A 19,474-nucleotide genomic window follows, 5' to 3' on the forward strand; every position below is an offset into this window, starting at 1 on the left:
CTCTCTTCGGAGCATGATTTTTGTTTCATTCCTATCTTCTACTTAATAGGTTAACTGCCGGGCGGTCAACAGGAGCCCAATTAAGGGTATGGAGATTGTGGGGCTCTAACCATTTTGAATCTTGATGCTCTAACAACGTCAACCTATTAGAGAGTAGCGTTGCTTCAAAAGTTTTCATGACGACTGTTCCGAACTCATAATCATAAGAAGCCTCATTGATATAATTTACGACGTCAATATCAGCATTGAATTCCTCTTTAATTTCGCGAACAAGTGCTTCTTCAGGAGATTCTCCTTGCTCTAATTTTCCGCCCGGAAACTCCCAAAATCCGGCAAGTAATTTCCCTTCAGGACGTTGAGCACAAAAGTATTTTCCGTCTTTTAAAATAGCTGCAGCAACGACATTGATTATTTTTTGTGACATGATACCCTTCCTTTAGTTATACAGTCATTAGTTTATAAGACAGGTGAGATAATACATGAAAAGGAGCCTGGAATTTCTTTTAGATAAGCATTTGGACAAAATTCTTTAGTGCTTCCAAGAGAATTTTCATCAATTTATTGAAATGCTTTTCATGTTGAGACTGCCTTATACTATTTAGAAATGATGTGATTAAAATCTACATCATATGCCATAGGAAGAGTATAACATATTTGTTTTACAAGCTAAAGGATTATAAAATGAATTGAAGCAGGGACCATTCCTGCTTTTTTCTTTGGGATAGTAGGTAAAAGGATAATAATGAAATATATATAGTCTTTTAGTTTAGCTTTTATTATTTCGTTAATTCGCTTTGCCGTCCTCCAGTACAGCCTGTAGCTCGTTGCCTAGTACTAAAAGACTATAATAATAGCATCATTACAGTATTGTCATTATCATTAAAAAATAGTATAATGGTTGTGTAAGCGGATACAGATTTGAACAACAAAAAAGCACCGAATCGGTGCGCACCTTCACAGGGTGTATACGGACTAAGCCTTATTTTAACGTTGCTGTGTTATTTCAAATGGTTCCAACACATTCATTCTACAATATTTTGTTTTAATTTGCAAGTGGGAGGCAGGAAAATGATGAAAAAACCTTATTCTATTGGATTAGATATTGGAACAAACTCTGTTGGATGGGCGATTATGACTGATGACTACAAGGTGCCTGCTAAAAAGTTCAAGGTTCTTGGGAATACGGATAAACAATTCATCAAGAAAAATTTACTTGGAGTCTTACTATTTGATAGTGGCGAAACGGCGGAAGGGAGACGCTTAAAACGAACAGCCCGCCGTCGGTACACACGGCGTAGAAACCGTATTTTGTATTTGCAAGATATTTTTAAAGATGAAATCAACAAGATTGACGAGAGTTTTTTCCAACGCTTGGAGGATTCATTTCTTGTCCCAGGAGATAAAAAAGGTGAGCGACGTCCAATTTTTGGTAATCGGGTTGAGGAAGTCAACTATCATACTACTTTCCCAACGATTTATCACTTGCGAAAGTATTTAGCAGACTCTGCAGAAAAGGCAGATTTACGCCTAGTTTATCTAGCCTTGGCTCATATCATTAAATATCGAGGGCATTTTTTGATAGATGAGCCAATTGATATTCAAAATATGGATAGCCAAGGATTGTTTGACCAATTTTTAATGACCTATGATCTCATACAGGAAGATAGTCATGTAGCAGATATAAAAATTGATATCTCTGCCATTATCACTGCAAAAATGAGCAAAGCTCGTAAGGTAGAGACCCTATTATCCCATTTCCCAGGTCAAAAGAAAAATTCATTTTTTGGGAACCTTGTGTCTCTCGCTTTTGGCTTACTCCCAAACTTTAAAGCGAATTTTAATTTAGCTGAAGATGCTAAGCTACAACTGTCTAAGGACTCGTATGATGAAGATTTAGAGACTTTATTAGGGCAGATTGGTGATGAGTATGCGGATGTCTTTGTAGCTGCTCGAAAATTGTATGATAGTATTCTCTTATCAGGAATACTGACAGTGAATGATTTGAGCACAAAAGCGCCACTATCAGCTTCTATGGTGAAACGTTATGATGACCATCAGACGGATCTAGCCCAGCTTAAAGCATTTATTCGTAAGAATCTACCAGATAGCTATAAGGAGGTTTTTGGTGATGAAACCAAGAATGGCTATGCGGGCTATATTGAAGGTAAAACGAGTCAAGACGATTTTTATAAGTACCTAAAAAATCTGCTTGCTAAGCAAGAGGGTAGTGCAACATTTATCGAAAAAATAGATCAGGAGGACTTTTTGAGAAAGCAACGAACCTTTGATAATGGTTCGATTCCTCATCAAGTACATCTGGCTGAGATGAAAGCTATTTTAAGACGCCAAGGTGAGTACTATCCATTCTTAAAGGAGAATACGGAGAAAATCCAACAAATTTTGACCTTTCGAATTCCTTACTACGTAGGACCTTTGGCTCGCAGTGGTCGCAGTAACTTTGCTTGGGCAAGTTTTCATTCAGAAGAACAGATTAGACCCTGGAATTTTGAAAAGATTGTGAATAAAGGGAAGTCAGCAGAGGCCTTTATTAAACGCATGACCAATAATGATTTGTATTTACTGAATCAGAAAGTTTTGCCGAAACACAGTCTCTTATATGAAAAATTTACGGTCTATAATGAACTGACTAAACTCAAATATGTCACTGAAACAGGTGATGCGAAATTCTTTGATGCAAATCTAAAACAGGAAATTTTTGATGCTCTTTTCAAGCAAGAGCGAAAAGTTACTAAGAAAAAACTACTCACTTTTTTAGATAAGAATTTTGATGAGTTTAGAATTGTTGATATTCAAGGACTAGACAAGGAAACGGAAACGTTTAACGCTTCCTATACTACTTATCAAGATCTATTAAAAATTATAAAAGACAAGGCATTCATGGACAATCCTGAAAATGCCGGTATTCTTGAAGAGATTGTTCTTACCTTGACGCTTTTTGAGGACAGGGAGATGATTAAACAGCGTCTGACAGAATATGCGGAGCATCTGGATGAAAAAGTGCTTGCTAATCTCTCACGCCGTCATTATACTGGCTGGGGACGACTATCAGCCAAGTTAATCAATGGGATTCGAGATAAGCAGTCAGGTAAGACAATCATATTTGATTGATGATGGCTATTCGAATCGTAATTTGATGCAGCTCATCACTGATGAACAGTTGACCTTTAAAGATGAGATTGCGAAAGCTCGGTCTAATGATAGTGGGAATGATAGACATCAAGCGGTTCAAGATTTAGCTGGTAGTCCTGCTATTAAAAAAGGTATTTTACAAAGCCTGAAGATTGTTGATGAGTTGGTTAAGGTCATGGGATATGATCCAGAACAGATTGTGGTTGAAATGGCGCGTGAACATCAGACTACAGCTAAAGGGCGACGAAATTCCCAACAACGGTTAAAAGGATTGACAGATGCTATAAAGGAGCTTGGTAGTAATATTCTCAAACAGCATCCTGTTGACAATGATCAGTTACAGAATGATAGACTCTATCTCTACTATCTTCAAAATGGTCGAGATATGTATACGGGAGAACCGCTTGATATTGAACGGTTAAGTAACTATGATATCGACCATATTATTCCACAGGCTTTTATGAAAGATAATTCGATTGATAATCGCGTTCTAGTATCCTCAGCTAAAAATCGTGGTAAATCAGATGGTGTACCAAGTGAAGATGTCGTTACTATGATGAGACCCTTTTGGAATAAATTGTTGCGCAGTGGCTTGATTTCTCAACGGAAATATAGCAATTTAACCAAGAAAGAATTGACACCAGATGATAAGGCAGGGTTCATTAAACGCCAATTAGTTGAAACACGACAAATTACCAAACATGTAGCACGGATTCTCGATGAACAGTTTAATAAAAAACGTGATGACACAGGTAAACGTATTCGTAATGTAAAAGTTGTGACCTTAAAATCAAACTTGGTATCAACATTCCGTAAGGAATTTGCGCTATATAAAGTTCGTGAAATCAATCATTATCATCATGCACACGATGCTTATCTCAATGCAGTTGTAGCTAAAGCACTTCTAGTGAAATATCCAAAACTAGAGCCAGAATTTGTCTATGGCGAGTACCCAAAATACAATAGCTATCGAGAACGTAAAACAGCAACTCAGAAAGTGTTTTTCTATTCAAATATCATGAATATGTTCAAAACGAAAGTCACATTAACTGACAATCGAACTATTGAACGCCCGACGATTGAAGTGAATGAAGAAACAGGTGAAATTGCTTGGGATAAAACAAAACATATCACCACGGTTAGAAAGGTCCTCTCCTATCCACAAGTCAATGTTGTGAAAAAAGTCGAAGAACAGACCGGCGGATTTTCTAAAGAATCCATTTTGCCAAAAGGTGAATCTGATAAATTGATTCCACGTAAAACTGGATGGGATACAAAGAAATATGGTGGTTTTGATAGCCCAACCGTTGCCTACTCTATTATTTTTGTAGCCGATATGGAAAAGGGGAAGACAAGGAAGTTAAGAACCGTTAAAGATATCATTGGAATTACGATTATGGAGCGGTCTAGATTTGAAGAAAATCCTATTGCATTCCTAGAAGCCAAAGGGTATCAAAATATACGTGAGCACACGATTATTACACTACCTAAGTACAGTCTGTTTGAATTGGAGAATGGAAGAAGACGACTGTTGGCAAGTGCTAAAGAACTCCAAAAGGGCAATGAGTTAGTTATTCCAATAGATTGGGTGAAGTTTTTATACCTAGCCGAACGATTTGAATCGCTGACAGGTCAAATAGAAGCTGTTGAAAGAAAGAGAGATTTTGTACTTCGAAATAGTCATTACTTTATTGAGATGATGAATTATATTAAACTTTTCTCTAGCAAGAATATTCAAGCAGAATCTAATTTAGAAAAAATTGTCAACATTTTCGAGAATGCAGCAGACAGACCTGTTAATGAGAAAGCAAAGCAATTCAAATCATTATTTACGTTTACTGCTATGGGGGCACCAGCTGCTTTTAAATTTTTCGACAAAAATATTGAGCGAAAACGGTATACATCTACTGCCGAAATTCTCTCGGCCACTCTCATTCATCAATCCATCACTGGACTCTATGAAACACGGACTGATCTTAGTAGGTTAGGAGAAGAAGGATGGGATGGCGAACAGTAGTTGTGAATACACATTCAAAATTGTCCTACAAGAATAATCATCTGATTTTTAAGGATGCTTATAAGACAGAGGCGATTTACCTGTCGGAGATTGATATTCTGTTGTTAGAAACCACGGATATTGTCTTAACAACAATGCTAGTAAAGCGTTTGGTGGATGAAAATATTTTAGTGATATTTTGTGATGACAAGCGCTTGCCAACAGCTATGCTCCTACCTTATTATGCCCGACATGACTCGAGCTTACAGTTGAGTAATCAGATTTTGTGGGAAGATGACATCAAATGCGAAGTTTGGACAACGATTATTGCGCAGAAAATTTTGAATCAAAGTTTGTATTTGGGAGAGTGTTCTTTCTTTGAGAAATCGCAATCCATTATGGATTTATATCATACTTTAGAACCATTTGATCCGAGTAATCGTGAGGGGCATGCCGCACGTATCTATTTCAATACCTTGTTTGGAAATGATTTCTCACGAGAGCAGGAGAATGATATTAATGCTGGTCTTGATTATGGCTATACTCTTTTGTTGAGCATGTTTGCACGTGAGGTTGTTATTTGTGGATGTATGACGCAATTTGGTCTCAAACATGCGAACCAGTTTAATCAATTTAATCTTGCTAGTGATATTATGGAGCCTTTCCGCCCTATTGTTGATAGGATTATTTATGAAAATAGAGAATGTTCATTTGTGAAAATGAAGCGTGAGTTGTTTACCCTATTTTCGGAAACGTATCCCTATAATAACAAAGAGATGTATCTATCGAACATTGTCAGTGACTATACAAAAAAGGTTATAAAAGCTTTGAATAATCAAGGGAAAGGAGTTCCTGAGTTTAGGATATGAGTTATCGGTATATGCGAATGATAATCATGTTTGATATGCCAACAGATACAGCTGAGGAACGTAAAGCATATCGTAAATTTCGGAAGTTCCTGTTAAGTGAAGGATTTATCATGCACCAATTTTCAGTTTACAGTAAATTGGTGCTAAACAATTCTGCTAATCAAGCTATGATCAATCGTCTTCAAGAGAATAATCCTAAAAAGGGGAGTATCACCTTATTGACCGTAACGGAGAAGCAGTTTGCTAGGATGCTTTACTTATATGGTGAACAAAATAAGAGTGTTGCAAATTCAGATAGTCGTGTGGTGTTTTTAGGGGAGACTTATGATGAAGATTAATTTCCCGCTGTTGGATGAGCCACTGATGTTAGAAAATGGGACGATTCTTGTTGTTGAAGATGTGAAAGTATTTTCTGCCTTGGTTAAACATTTTTATAGTTATAATGAGGATGGAGAGTTAAAGGTATTCGATCATCATTTCAAAGCGCTTAAAGAATCCGAGCTCATGGTAATAACGGATATCTTAGGGTATGATGTCAATGCGCCTGCATTGTTAAAGCTCATTCATGCTGACTTAGAATCTCAATTTAATGACAAACCAGAAGTGAAATCAATGGTTGAAAAATTAGCTGCTACTATTACAGAGTTGATTGCCTTTGAGTGTTTGGAAAATGAGCTGGATTTGGTATTTGATGAGATTACGATTTTGGAACTGATTAAAGCCCTGGGTGTGAAAATTGAAACAGAGAGTGATAGTATTTTTGAAAAGTGTTTTGAAATACTACAAGTTTACAATTATCTCAGTAAAAAGAGACTCTTGATTTTTGTGAATAGCGGATCTTATTTAACACAAACTGAAATGAAAAAATTGATGGAATACATCGAATTATCTCATCAAACGGTATTGTTTTTAGAACCACGACGCTTATATGAGCTTCCTCAATATGTTTTGGATAGTGACTACTTCTTAATGGTAGAAAATAGGCATTAGCATATGAAAATGGTGGATAGAGATAGGTGTGAGAGGGGATTATCAAGAGGAACCTTGGTCATGGAAAGCAGTCCTAGAGTAGAACATTGAGGGGGGTAATAAGGAGATAAAAATGTAGCTAACAATGTTTTATAAAGAAGCGGTGGTAGTTACGGGGGACATTTTCAAATGTAGGTGGTGGTACAGAGGGGATGCGATGATGAAATGCTAGAAAGTGTTTTAGCATCTTTCTCAGTAGCTATAATTGTTGAAATTCTAAGAATAGAAAAGGAAATGTAGCTATTTGATACATATTTGAAGATATGCCGAGCGATTTGCAAAAATGTAGTGGCTCCACAGTGGTAGTTGGGTTTGTAGATAGAAAGTCGACCGCTTATTCAGGAAGATTAATGAAAGCACTAGAAAAACAAGTATAACTGTAATATATTGTGCTTGGAACGATTGATTAAAACAGCTGTTTAAGGTATAATGATAGGTAAGAGATAGAACCATTTGAAATTGAAGTCTAGCTGGGATGAATGGCGCGATTACGAAATGTTCTGGATAAAAATTGTCCACGAGGTTTTAGAGCTGTGTTATTTCAAATGGTTCCAAAACCGTCTGGACTAATTATTCGCTCATAGTAGCGTTTTAGAGCTGTGTTATTTCAAATGGTTCCAAAACCGGTAAGTAGTGCTGTGCGCAACACCGTCTGTTTTAGAGCTGTGTTATTTCAAATGGTTCCAAAACAGGAGGTTTATGAAGAAATTGAATTAGCGAGTTTTAGAGCTGTGTTATTTCAAATGGTTCCAAAACTTTTAAATCTCTTAATCCCTTGTGGCTCTAGTTTTAGAGCTGTGTTATTTCAAATGGTTCCAAAACTGAAGCCTTGCAAGCCTGGGCAATGTTCTCGTTTTAGAGCTGTGTTATTTCAAATGGTTCCAAAACCAGAGATTAAAATAACTCTTAAAGTTGAGGGTTTTAGAGCTGTGTTATTTCAAATGGTTCCAAAACTGCAGGAATTGCTTCTGCTATGATAATTGTGTTTTAGAGCTGTGTTATTTCAAATGGTTCCAAAACAAGATGATGACTTCGAAGATGACGAAGAAGGTTTTAGAGCTGTGTTATTTCAAATGGTTCCAAAACCACCGAGTTATGCGTGCATGATGTGCAAGATGTTTTAGAGCTGTGTTATTTCAAATGGTTCCAAAACCGAATGTTAAATCCAAAACGTACGACAGTTGGTTTTAGAGCTGTGTTATTTCAAATGGTTCCAAAACAACAATGACAATCGAGATAACAGATTATAAGTTTTAGAGCTGTGTTATTTCAAATGGTTCCAAAACAGCAGCTAAAAGCAATGCACGGATACAAGCGTTTTAGATCTGTGTTATTTCAAATGGTTCCCAAATGTTCGGGCTTTCTGTCGTGTTCATTCGAAAGTTGGTAGAGCTTGCTTTGAAAATAGGAGTCTAAAAGGTAGAGGCTCTCAAATTTTGAAGGCTTGAGTTTCCCTTAAAATTCTGTTATACTGAATGTCAATAAATCGAAAAAAGTGCTAGATAGTGCTTTTTTCTTGTTATGAGAGGGAGGAGATATGAATTACATTTGGTCTTATTTGAAAAAGTATCCTAGGTGGTTGGTCTTGGACTTGGTTGGTGCCATTTTTTTTGTGGTTGTCAATTTGGGTCTGCCGACCGTTTTGGCTCGAATGATTGATGAGGGAATCAATAGCAGAGATACAGAACGTTTGTATTTTTGGGCAATGATGATGCTTGTTGTGATTGTCCTTGGTACCTTGGGGCGGATCGTCTTGTCGTATGCAGCCAGTAAACTGACTACGAGTATGGTCCGCGATATGCGAAATGACCTCTATGCTAAGCTGCAGGAATATTCACATCATGAATATGAACAAATCGGGGTTTCCTCCTTGGTGACACGGATGACCAGCGATGCATTTGTCTTGATGCAATTTGCAGAACAGGTCTTGAAATTAGGGGTTATTACTCCTTTGATGATGTTTTCAAGTGTGATGATGATTTTCTTGACCAGTCCATCTATGGCTTGGATTGTGGCTTTAGCCATGCCATTTTTAGCCATGGTTGTCTGGTATGTGGCAGTGAAGACCCGTCCGCTATCTGAAAAGCAACAGAAAACCTTGGATAAAATCAATCAGTATGCGCGGGAAAATTTGACTGGTTTGCGGGTTATTCGTGCCTTTGCCAGGGAGGGATTTCAGGAAGAACGTTTTGCCGAGCAAAATAATCTATATGCGCAAAATTCCAATCGTCTGTTTAAATTAACCGGCTTGACGGAGCCTTTGTTTGTACAGATTATCATTGCCATGATTGTCTCCATTGTCTGGTTTGCTCTGGCACCACTAGGTCGAGGCGATTTGCAGATTGGGGATTTGGTTGCCTTTATTGAGTACAGTTTCCACGCTCTATTGTCTTTCCTCCTCTTATCGAATCTCTTTACCATGTATCCTCGGACCGCGGTTTCAAGTGAGCGGTTGAAAGAAGTCATGGAGATGCCAATTTCTATTCATCCGAATGAAGACGGAGTGACAGACACGAAGACCAAGGGGTACCTGGAATTTGATAATGTAACCTTTGCCTATCCTGGAGAAACAGAAAATCCGGTCTTACACAACATTTCGTTTAAGGCAAAACCGGGTGAAACCATTGCCTTTATCGGCTCAACAGGATCTGGGAAGTCTTCCTTGGTACAGTTGATTCCCCGTTTCTATGATGTAACTCTCGGAAAAATCTTGGTTGACGGTGTGGATGTTCGCTCTTACAATCTCAAGGCTCTTCGGCAGAAGATTGGCTTTATTCCGCAAAAGGCCCTCCTCTTTACCGGAACGATTGCTGAGAATCTCCGCTATGGAAAAGAAGATGCGAGCCATGAGGAACTGCATCAAGCAGCAGATGTAGCGCAGGCACGCGAATTTATCGAAAGCAAGGAAGAACAATTTGAAACTCACTTGGCAGAAGGGGGAAGCAACCTGTCTGGTGGTCAAAAGCAACGGCTATCTATTGCCCGTGCAGTGGTCAAAGAGCCCGCTATCTATATCTTTGACGATTCTTTTTCGGCCTTGGACTATAAGACAGATGCCATTTTACGCCGCCGTTTGAAAGAAGTAACGGAAAATGCAACGGTTCTTATTGTAGCTCAGCGTGTGGGAACGATTATGGATGCGGATCAAATTATCGTTCTTGATAAGGGAGAAATTATCGGTCGTGGTACGCATGAAGAATTGATGAAAAGTAATAGTATCTACCGTGAAATAGCCAATTCTCAGCTAAATAGCCAATCATTGGCAGAAGAATAGGAGGAAGCATGAAACAATCATCTAGTTTTGCTCGTTTATGGAGCTATTTGAAAGTGTATAAACTGGCTTTTTTTGCAGCAGTTTTCCTCAAGATTCTCAGTGTCGTGATGAGTGTCTTGGAGCCCTTTGTACTAGGACTTGCTATTACTGAGTTGACTAAAAATCTGCTGGATATGGCAAAAGGTGTGGTAGGTGCTAGTATCAACGTGACCTATATTTTCTGGATTTTGTTGGTGTATTTCATTCGAGCGCTTTTTTATGAAATTGGAGCCTATTATTCCAATTATTTCATGACCAATGCTGTCCAGCAGACGGTGGCAGATTTGCGTAATGATTTGAGTCGAAAAATCAATCGCATTTCGGTGGCTTACTTTGATAAGCAACAATTCGGTGATATCTTGGGACGTTTTACTAGTGATGTGGAGACGGTGTCTAATGCTCTCCAGCAAAGTGCGCTTCAGTTGGTCAATGCGATTTTTACCATTAGTCTTGTGGTTGTTATGATGCTCCTTTTGAATCTCAAATTGGCACTAATTGTTATGGTGAGCATTCCTATAACATATATTGGTGCTCAGCTTATCCTCAAAAAATCACAGCCTTATTTCAAAGAGCAGGCAGCCATTTTAGGACGGCTCAATGGCTTTGTCCAAGAGAACTTATCAGGTTTCAATGTCCTAAAACTCTATGGTCGTGAAGAGGCTTCAACGGAGGATTTCCAAGAGATTACCAATACCTTGCAACGGGTTGGCTTTAAGGCCAGTTTCATCTCCGGCTTGATGATGCCCATTTTGCATGCAGTATCTGATTTGACCTACTTGCTGGTCGCTGTGGTCGGTGGTTTGCAGGTCATTGCAGGACGTTTGACTATAGGAAATATGCAGGCCTTTGTCCAGTATGTATGGCAGGTCAGCCAGCCCATCCAGACCTTGACTCAATTAGCGGGGCCTTTGCAGAGTGCCCAGTCGTCACTTGAGCGGATTTTCCAAGTCTTAGATGAACCTGATGAGCCAATGGAAGTAACAGAGGAGCTAGCTCATGATTTGACAGGGCAAGTCAGCTTCAAGCATGTGGATTTCCAATATGTGGAAAATAAACCCTTAATTCGGGACTTTAATCTGGAAGTAGCTCCAGGAGAAATGGTGGCGATTGTTGGCTCGACAGGGGCTGGAAAGACCACGCTGATCAATCTCTTGATGCGTTTTTATGATGTGACAAGTGGAGCGATTACGGTGGATGGTCATGATATTCGGAACCTCTCGCGTCAGAAATACCGCCAGCAATTTGGGATGGTCTTGCAGGATACCTGGCTCTATGAGGGAAGTATCAAGGAAAATCTTCGCTTTGGGAATTTACAGGCAACAGATGAGGAGATCGTCGTTGCAGCCAAGGCTGCAAATGTCGATCACTTTATCCGAACCCTGCCGGGTGGTTACAAGATGGAGATGAACCAAGAATCCAGCAATATTTCGCTTGGTCAAAAGCAGCTCTTGACGATTGCACGAGCACTCTTAGCAGATCCTAAAATCTTGATTTTGGATGAGGCGACGAGCTCGGTTGATACCCGCTTGGAGCTTTTGATTCAAAAAGCCATGAAGAACCTGATGAAAGGTCGGACCAGCTTTGTCATTGCCCATCGCTTATCAACCATTCAAGAAGCTGATAAGATTTTAGTTTTGAAAGAGGGCCAAATCATTGAACAGGGAAATCATCAGAGCCTCCTAGCTGATAAAGGTTTCTATTATGAACTCTACAATAGTCAATTCGCAAAAAGAGAAGAAAATACATAAAAGATATACTTGATTCTTTCAAGGTATAGATAACCCCTCTAAATGGCAAAAAATCTAAAAATGAGTGTGGAATGACACGATTTACTAAACTCTTCTAAAGCTGATTTTATATTAGTTACAAGAGTTTCCATATTCTGAACGATTAAGAAAAAGGTTGAAGAAAACGTCTATTTTTGATGGTTTTCTTCAACCTTTTTCTTATTTAATGGAGTACGGCAAAGCGAGTGAACGAAGTAATAAAAGATAAACGAAATGATTATATAATTGACAAATACCATTTTCTTTCGTTACTAGTTCATCTTGCTGAACTTTCGTTCTATTCGCTTTGAAGAGACCAGCTTTGTTAGTTTTAACTCCAATCTTTTATCATGAGAATGGGAAAGATTTTCAGATGCTGATGTTTAGAGGGTAGGAACTCATAAAAATTCAAAAACGAGGCTGGGCAAAAAATCCCAGCTTTCTAACTTTACGAATCGAATTGCGTTGACGCAGCGGTTTCTTGCTTCAATGGCTATCCTGCCCTTGAAGGTTGGAAATGAAATGTTGCACTTTTTTCAGGGAGCAGGCTCAAAAGCCCCACTGGAGCTTTTGATAGTCTTTTAGTTTGCTTTTAGTACTAGGCAAGGATGTATTAGAGTACGGCAAAGCGAGTGAACGAAGTAATAAAAGATAAACGAAATGACTATACTCATATTTGTTCCTGTTTCCCACTCCAACTCTGACCTCTGCGACGGATGCGAACGCGTTCGCATCCTTTCCAACCTCCAACAGTCAGAGTAGTGACTGTTGGAGCTATGCGGGGGTGGGAGTGAAACGGTCTGGAAATAGACCGTTTCAGCCCGAAGCTAGAATGTAGGCAATAAGGAAAACCCAACTCTTTCTTATGTGTTTTGAGTTCTTTCCCACTCCCGATAGTGGGAATTGGTTTGTTTGATTTTTTATGTAATGAATTAGAAAAAGAATGAACGAATCCATGACAAAATAGTTATTCCGATAATGATAGCGTGCCATTTCCAATACATGAGAAAGAGACCAGCTGTTTCACGAATCCAGGCACTTGGTAGGTAGTAGAGGGCTGTTTTTGATCCTACGCTACGACCTTTGAGCTTTAGTTTGCGCATATAGATTCCAGCCCGTAATGAATGAAAGCTATTGGTTACAACAAGAAAACGTGGCCTAGTATCTGGACTTTCACCAATGAGATTTCGAGAAAAGGTCAGATTTTCAAGGGTGGTCGTGGATTGCTTTTCAAGAAGAAGCTTGTCGCTCGCTAGCCCCTTATCCAGCAGATAACGAGACATAGCCTCAGCTTCAGAAATAGCTTCATCCTTTCCTTGACCGCCAGAAACAATAATGGTCGGTTGTTTGCCAAATTTTTCATAGTAGAAGAATCCCTTATCCAGACGTTGGGCAAGGAGAGGTGGGACCTTATCTCCCATTAGCCCAGACCCTAGTATAATGATATAGTCTGGTTGGTAGGTGAGGGGAAATAGATTATAAAAGAGTCCGTAAGCGATATAGGATAGGTAGATAAAACTTCCGTAGATGAGCAAACTATCCAGTAATTCGGTTATTTTTCCAATAAGGAAATAATGATTCAAGAAATGTAGAGCTAGGGTAATCAGGATTGTGAGACCATAAAAGAGTGAGAGGAGATTGGCTAACCGACGTCCTTCAAAAGTCATCATCTGTCTGCCATTAAACAGGAGATAGATAGTGGATAGGATTACACTCAATGGAATGAGTAGGAGTCCGCCGATAAGGAAGATGATAGCGGTCTGTTTATCCCAAAGACTCAGTTGGACAACAAAGAATCCTGCAATGGTAAAAGCAAAGAGGATGAAGACAATTAAAAAGAGATAGGCATTGATGAGGCGTCTTGGCTCGATGAGAACGAGCGCGATAAGTAAGAGGGCAGGTATGAGCCAAACAAGGTGAAGAATCATAAATGGGAAGAGCCTTTCCTTTTGATGTTTTGATAAGATGAAGAAATATATTTAGTTAGTATAGCATAAATTGTTGAACTAGAAAAGACGACAGGAGTCTTTCTTTTCGATTTTAATCTAGAAAGGAATACGGGCTAGAAGTTTAAAAAAGGGTTACAGCCCGCTCATTTGATGAACGAGATTTACAGGTTGCTCCTTTCTTAGCACTAAAAGTAAATGACTATACTAGCTATCATGTCGTTGACGGTTGGAAATGAACTGCTGCTCTTTTTTCAGGGAACAGGCTCAAAAGCTCCACTGGAGCTTTTTACTCATATTTGTTCTTGTTTCCCACTCCACATCTGACCTCTAGGACTGATGCGAACGAGTGCACTTCATGTCCAACCTCCAACAGTCACTACTCTGACTGTTGGAGCTATGCGGGTGGGAGTGAAACGATCTGGGAATAGACCGTTTCAGTCCTAAGCTAGAATGCAGGAAATAAGGTATAGCCGTTTCGTTTATCTTTTATTACTTTGTTAACTCACTTTGCCGTACTCTAGTACAGCCTGCAGCTCCTTGCCTAATACTAAAAGCGAACTAAAAAACTATAACCCCCACTCTTTCTTATGTGTTTTGAGTTCTTTCCCATTCCCATTCATGAAGTTGAAAATGGAAAATCGAGTGAAGTTCATTGGAGTGTTGAGCTGTATGAAGTTCAGTAAGGCAAGCTGGTGATAGAAGAAGTTGATGTTTGATGAGTATAGCCGTTTCGTTTATCTTTTATTACTTCGATAACTCACTTTGCCGTACTCTAGTACAGCCTGCAGCTCCTTGCCTAATACTAAAAGCGAACTAAAAAACTATAACCCCCACTCTTTCTTATGTGTTTTGAGTTCTTTCCCATTCCCATTCATGAAGTTGAAAATGGAAAATCGAGTGAAGTCCATTGGATTGTTGAGCTGTATGAAGTTCAGTAAGGCAAGCTGGTGATAGAAGAAGTAGTATAGTCATTTCGTTTATCTTTTATTATTTCGTTAATTCTCTTTGCCGTACTCTAGTACAGCCTGCAGCTCCTTGCCTAGTACTAAAAGCAAACGAAAAGACTATAACCTTTCCTTTGGTGTGTAATATCTACCAACCGTCTATCCCTAGGCTGTTGGTAGATACTAATACTTTATAAGCATCAGCTTTGCATGGTTTCTTCACTTTCGTGAACGTTCGTTCTAGCTTCGATTTCCTTGGTAGTCAGAAATTGATTTTTAGAGAGTATGAATGGAGGCTTTTTTCAACCGTCTATCCTTTTAATTGGCACTTGAGAGGCCATAAATGATAAGAAAGAAAAGAAATCGTTCTCATGGAAACTTTATTCTTGACACCTGGTTGGAAAATGCTAAAATTGTTCTCATGGAAACGAAATGAGAAAGGAAACCGTTGTGACTACAGATCCACTTAAGGAATTTAAAAGACTGGCTCATAATATGAGCTCTGTTGTTCATGCTGCCGCTCGAGATGCAGGGATGGAGTTATTGGGAGGACCGCAAGGGCATGTGCTGTATTATCTTGCTCATCATGAGGATGAGGAAATTTTTATCAAAGATATTGAGCACCACCTGAAAATCTCTAAATCTGTAACTAGTAATCTTATCAAGCGGATGGAAAAAAATGGCTTTATCGTGGTTGAACCGTCCAGGGTTGATAAGCGTAAGAAAATCGTTCGTATGTCAGATACTGCTAGAATAAAGAGCCAGAAGATAGGTGCATTTTGGAGAAATATGCGTCAAAAATTAGTCGCAGGGATTGCAGAAGAAGATTTAGCTGTCTTTTCAAAAGTTATCCAACAACTTCATGATAACCTAGAAACAATAGAGCAGAAGGAGAAAGAATGAAGAAATTATTTAAACGTTTAAATAGCAAAGAGTGGCTGATGGTTTTGGCTAGTATTGCCTTTGTCTGTTTGACAGTTTGGCTCGAGTTAGAAGTCCCGAATTACATGTCTGAAATCACCAAGCTCTTGCAATTCCCAGATACGACTACCTCAGAACTTTGGTCGCCAGGACTTAAAATGCTGGGCTTGTCGTTAGCAAGTTTTGGAGCCTCTGTTATGGTTGGGTTTATGGCATCGCGGTTAGCTGCTAGCTTTACCACTCGTTTGCGTAAGGATATTTTTCACCGTGTGTTGGATTATTCAGATGCTGAGATCAAGCACTTTAGCATTCCGAGTCTATTGACGCGAACCACCAATGATTTGACACAGATTCAGCTCTTGTTTACCATGGGCTTGCAGGTTGTGACGCGTGGACCAATTATGGCGATTTGGGCACTGAGCAAGATTGTCGGAAAATCAGATAATTGGCTTTGGGCGGTTACCGGAGCAGTCTTGATTAACCTTGTTATGATGACTATTTTGGTCACCTTGGCTTTTCCAAAACAAACGATTGTCCAAAAGCTGACCGACCGTTTGAACAGCATTACGCGTGAGGGCTTAATCGGTATCCGTATCGTTCGGGCCTATAATGCTGAAGATTATCAAAACAGAAAATTTGCGCAGGCTAATGAAGAATTAACATCGCTTAACTTATTTGTCAGTCGCCTAATGGCTCTTATGAATCCTGTTATGATGACTATTTCGAGTAGCCTAGGTCTGGCAATTTATTGGATTGGAGCCTACCTCATCAATAGGGCTGAGGTACCAGATAAACTACCCATTTTTAGCGATATGGTGGTTTTCATGTCCTATGCCATGCAGGTGGTTATGGGGTTCATGATGATGAGCGCCTTGTTTATCATTTTGCCTCGTGTCTTGGTTTCAACTAAGCGCATCAATGAAGTGTTGGATTTGACCTCTTCTATCATTTCGCCTCAACAATCTCAGTCTGGGGCAGTAGAGTCTGCTCAGATTATCTTTGATGATGTAACTTTCCGCTATTCTGATACATCAGAGCCTGTGATTGAGCATATCAATTTTACTGCAAAAGCCGGGGACACGGTCGCTTTCATTGGTTCGACTGGTTCTGGAAAGTCAACCTTGGTGAACTTAATTCCGCGTTTTTATGATGTGAGTGAGGGGCAGATTTTGCTAGATGGTGTGGATGTAAGAGATTATAGCCAAGCAGACTTACATGCTAAAGTTGGCTATATTCCCCAAAAAGCAGTTTTGTTTTCAGGTGATATTCGTAGTAATATTGACTTTGGAGAAAGCAAAGAAAGTCCACTCAATGATGAGGCGATTTGGGAAGCTCTGGATTTAGCGCAAGCTAAAAGCTTTGTCGAGGAAAAAGAAGACGGACTTTCTTCACCGGTTGCCCAGTCTGGAAGTAATTTTTCAGGTGGTCAGCGCCAGCGTTTAGCGATTGCGCGCGCGCTTGCTCGTAAGCCAGAAATTTTAATTTTTGACGACTCATTCTCAGCCCTTGATTATCGGACGGATCGTATGTTACGGGAGGAGCTCGCAGCACATACCGTAGGAATGACCAAGTTAATTGTAGCTCAGCGGATTTCGACCATTATGGACGCGGATCAAATCTTGGTTCTTGATAAAGGAAAAGTTGTTGGCCAAGGAACTCATAAAGAATTACTTGCAAGCAATGAAGTCTACCAAGAAATTGCTTACTCTCAATTGTCGAAGGAGGAATTGGAAAATGAACAATAAAACATCTTCTTTATTTAGGCAGATGAAGCCTTATGTTAAACGTTTTCAAGTTCCTTTTGTGATCGCGGTGATTGGAGCAGTTGTATCCAGTGTTATCACAGTAATCGGTCCTGACAAATTAAGCGAGATTACAGACTTGATCACCGAAGGCTTAATGACAGGGATTGATACTGCTAAAATATCTGAAATTGCTGTGACTCTGGCGATTCTCTATGGAATTGGTGCTGTAGTTAACTATGGTCAATCCTTTACTATTTCAACTATTATCCAGCATTTTTCAAGGCGTCTGCGGACAGCGATTGCCGAAAAAATGAATAGACTTCCCTTGGGTTATTTTGATCGTCATTCTCAAGGTGATACCTTATCTCGCGTGACCAATGATGTGGATACAGCTAGCCAATCTCTGAACCAAAGTTTAGGAACAGTTCTCTCTTCTAGTATTCTCTTGGCTGCGACTCTTATTATGATGTTCAAAACCAACGTAATCTTGTCTTTTGTTGCGATTAGTTCGGTTTTGATTGGCCTTGCCTTTGTTGGCGTTATCATGAAACAAGCGCGAGGCTTTTTCAAGAGCCAGCAAGCTAATCTTGCCAACGTCAATGGTTATGTAGAAGAAATGTATTCTGGTCATCAGGTTGTGCTAAGCTACTATGCAGGACATGAGGTGAAAGAGCAGTTTGAACATCTCAATCAGGCTTTATATGGTAGTATGTGGAAATCTCAGTTTATTTCTGGAATTATGATGCCTATGATGATGTTTATCGGAAACTTTGGCTATGTTATGGTTGTGCTGGCTGGTGCTGCCTTGACCTTAAATGGTTATGCGACTATGGGGACGATTGTAGCTTTTATGATCTATGTTCGCATCTTTTCTCAACCCTTGTCTCAGATTGCTCAGGGCTTGACCGTTTTACAATCTGCTAGTGCTGCTCTGGGACGTGTCTTTGAGTTTTTGGGTGAAAAAGAAATGGAAGATGATCATGCAAAATCGCAACAGCTGGTTTCTGTGAAAGGGAATGTGACATTTGAACAGGTGTCTTTTGGGTATTCGCCTGATAACACTATCATCCGTGATTTCTCTGCAAGGGCTAAGGCAGGTCAAAAAATTGCCATTGTTGGACCAACCGGTGCAGGAAAGACGACCATTGTTAACCTCTTGATGAAATTTTATGAGATTAATCAAGGACGGGTTTTGATCGATGGTGTAGATATCAAGACGATGAAAAGATCTGAAGTTCATGATGCTTTTAGTATGGTCTTACAAGATACCTGGCTCTTTGAGGGAACGATCAGGGAAAATCTGATATATAATCAGCAAGACATTTCAGACGAGGCAGTTATTCAGGCTGCAAAAGCAGTCGGGGTTCATCACTTTATCATGACCCTACCAGAGGGTTATGATACGATGCTTGATGATACGGTTACCTTATCGGTTGGTCAAAAGCAACTATTAACGATTGCTCGTGCGCTTTTAAAGGAGGCACCTCTTCTCATTCTTGATGAAGCGACTAGTTCTGTCGATACGCGAACGGAAGAGTTGATTCAAAAGGCTATGGACACGCTTATGGAAGGACGAACTTCCTTTGTCATTGCGCACCGTCTATCTACCATTCGTAATGCTGACCTCATTCTCGTCATGAAAGATGGTAATATCATCGAACAAGGAAATCACGAGACCCTTATGGCCCAAAATGGCTTCTATGCCAACCTATACAACAGCCAATTTGATGAGGAGTAAAGTGGCGTACTGCACCACTTTAGCCCCGCTCTTGAAAATGAGAAAGCGTGGGAA

General features: G+C 39.6%; 10 protein-coding genes, 1 pseudogene and 1 CRISPR repeat array. Of the genes and pseudogenes, 9 read left to right on the plus strand and 2 right to left on the minus strand.

Annotation, left to right across the window (positions count from 1 at the left end; translation table 11 throughout):
- Positions 1–31: 31 nt before the first annotated feature.
- Positions 32–424, minus strand: a complete 393-nt coding sequence (locus E4T79_RS05580) for a (deoxy)nucleoside triphosphate pyrophosphohydrolase (protein ID WP_135028465.1) — start codon at positions 422–424, stop codon at positions 32–34.
- Between the two features lie 647 nt (positions 425–1,071).
- Here E4T79_RS05580 and cas9 point away from each other — a divergent pair.
- The 6 genes and pseudogenes from cas9 to E4T79_RS05610 all read left to right on the plus strand — a co-directional run bounded on the left by cas9 (position 1,072) and on the right by E4T79_RS05610 (position 12,105).
- Positions 1,072–5,167 (plus strand): annotated as a pseudogene (gene cas9, locus E4T79_RS05585) (type II CRISPR RNA-guided endonuclease Cas9).
- Entirely contained in the window at positions 5,149–6,015 is an 867-nt protein-coding gene (cas1, locus tag E4T79_RS05590; protein ID WP_135028467.1) for a type II CRISPR-associated endonuclease Cas1, read from the plus strand. The pseudogene cas9 and the gene cas1 overlap by 19 nt, the downstream one beginning before the upstream one ends.
- Positions 6,012–6,353 (plus strand): CRISPR-associated endonuclease Cas2, encoded by a 342-nt coding sequence (cas2, locus tag E4T79_RS05595; RefSeq protein ID WP_135028469.1) that lies wholly within the window; start codon positions 6,012–6,014, stop codon positions 6,351–6,353. The genes cas1 and cas2 overlap by 4 nt, the downstream gene beginning before the upstream one ends.
- Positions 6,340–7,005: a type II-A CRISPR-associated protein Csn2 gene (gene csn2 / locus E4T79_RS05600; RefSeq protein ID WP_135028471.1), complete on the plus strand. Its 666-nt coding sequence runs from the start codon at positions 6,340–6,342 to the stop codon at positions 7,003–7,005. Before cas2 ends, csn2 begins: the two co-directional genes overlap by 14 nt.
- Before the next feature lie 561 nt (positions 7,006–7,566).
- Positions 7,567–8,396: a CRISPR direct-repeat array (repeat unit 36 nt; unit sequence GTTTTAGAGCTGTGTTATTTCAAATGGTTCCAAAAC).
- A 185-nt stretch (positions 8,397–8,581) separates the two neighbouring features.
- The gene (locus tag E4T79_RS05605) at positions 8,582–10,318 is read left to right on the plus strand and encodes an ABC transporter ATP-binding protein (protein WP_135028473.1); all 1,737 of its coding nucleotides are present in this window, start codon (positions 8,582–8,584) and stop codon (positions 10,316–10,318) included.
- Positions 10,319–10,326: 8 nt separating this feature from the next.
- Positions 10,327–12,105 (plus strand): ABC transporter ATP-binding protein, encoded by a 1,779-nt coding sequence (locus E4T79_RS05610; RefSeq protein ID WP_135028476.1) that lies wholly within the window; start codon positions 10,327–10,329, stop codon positions 12,103–12,105.
- A 950-nt stretch (positions 12,106–13,055) separates the two neighbouring features.
- On the opposite strand, the gene E4T79_RS05615 is transcribed toward E4T79_RS05610, so the two are convergent.
- The gene (locus tag E4T79_RS05615) at positions 13,056–14,051 is read right to left on the minus strand and encodes a YdcF family protein (RefSeq protein WP_135028478.1); all 996 of its coding nucleotides are present in this window, start codon (positions 14,049–14,051) and stop codon (positions 13,056–13,058) included.
- 1,397 nt (positions 14,052–15,448) lie between these two features.
- Here E4T79_RS05615 and E4T79_RS05620 point away from each other — a divergent pair.
- Genes E4T79_RS05620 through E4T79_RS05630 form a run of 3 tightly spaced genes read left to right on the plus strand, consistent with a single transcriptional unit; the run spans position 15,449 to position 19,420 of the window.
- Positions 15,449–15,919, plus strand: coding sequence for a MarR family winged helix-turn-helix transcriptional regulator (locus E4T79_RS05620; protein WP_135028480.1), 471 nt, complete (start codon positions 15,449–15,451; stop codon positions 15,917–15,919).
- Entirely contained in the window at positions 15,916–17,682 is a 1,767-nt protein-coding gene (locus E4T79_RS05625; RefSeq protein WP_135028483.1) for an ABC transporter ATP-binding protein, read from the plus strand. The genes E4T79_RS05620 and E4T79_RS05625 overlap by 4 nt, the downstream gene beginning before the upstream one ends.
- Positions 17,672–19,420, plus strand: a complete 1,749-nt coding sequence (locus tag E4T79_RS05630) for an ABC transporter ATP-binding protein (protein ID WP_135028485.1) — start codon at positions 17,672–17,674, stop codon at positions 19,418–19,420. Before E4T79_RS05625 ends, E4T79_RS05630 begins: the two co-directional genes overlap by 11 nt.
- Positions 19,421–19,474: the final 54 nt, after the last annotated feature.

This window comes from Streptococcus sp. LYSM12, assembly GCF_004569635.1.
Taxonomy (GTDB): domain Bacteria; phylum Bacillota; class Bacilli; order Lactobacillales; family Streptococcaceae; genus Streptococcus.

Excerpts from the sequence above, each read along its gene's own strand:
- E4T79_RS05580 (WP_135028465.1), bottom strand. The coding sequence starts at position 424 with ATGTCACAAAAAATAATCAATGTCGTTGCTGCAGCTATTTTAAAAGAC.
- cas1 (WP_135028467.1), top strand. The coding sequence starts at position 5,149 with ATGGGATGGCGAACAGTAGTTGTGAATACACATTCAAAATTGTCCTAC.
- cas2 (WP_135028469.1), top strand. The coding sequence starts at position 6,012 with ATGAGTTATCGGTATATGCGAATGATAATCATGTTTGATATGCCAACA.
- csn2 (WP_135028471.1), top strand. The coding sequence starts at position 6,340 with ATGATGAAGATTAATTTCCCGCTGTTGGATGAGCCACTGATGTTAGAA.
- E4T79_RS05605 (WP_135028473.1), top strand. The coding sequence starts at position 8,582 with ATGAATTACATTTGGTCTTATTTGAAAAAGTATCCTAGGTGGTTGGTC.
- E4T79_RS05610 (WP_135028476.1), top strand. The coding sequence starts at position 10,327 with ATGAAACAATCATCTAGTTTTGCTCGTTTATGGAGCTATTTGAAAGTG.
- E4T79_RS05615 (WP_135028478.1), bottom strand. The coding sequence starts at position 14,051 with ATGATTCTTCACCTTGTTTGGCTCATACCTGCCCTCTTACTTATCGCG.
- E4T79_RS05620 (WP_135028480.1), top strand. The coding sequence starts at position 15,449 with ATGAGAAAGGAAACCGTTGTGACTACAGATCCACTTAAGGAATTTAAA.
- E4T79_RS05625 (WP_135028483.1), top strand. The coding sequence starts at position 15,916 with ATGAAGAAATTATTTAAACGTTTAAATAGCAAAGAGTGGCTGATGGTT.
- E4T79_RS05630 (WP_135028485.1), top strand. The coding sequence starts at position 17,672 with ATGAACAATAAAACATCTTCTTTATTTAGGCAGATGAAGCCTTATGTT.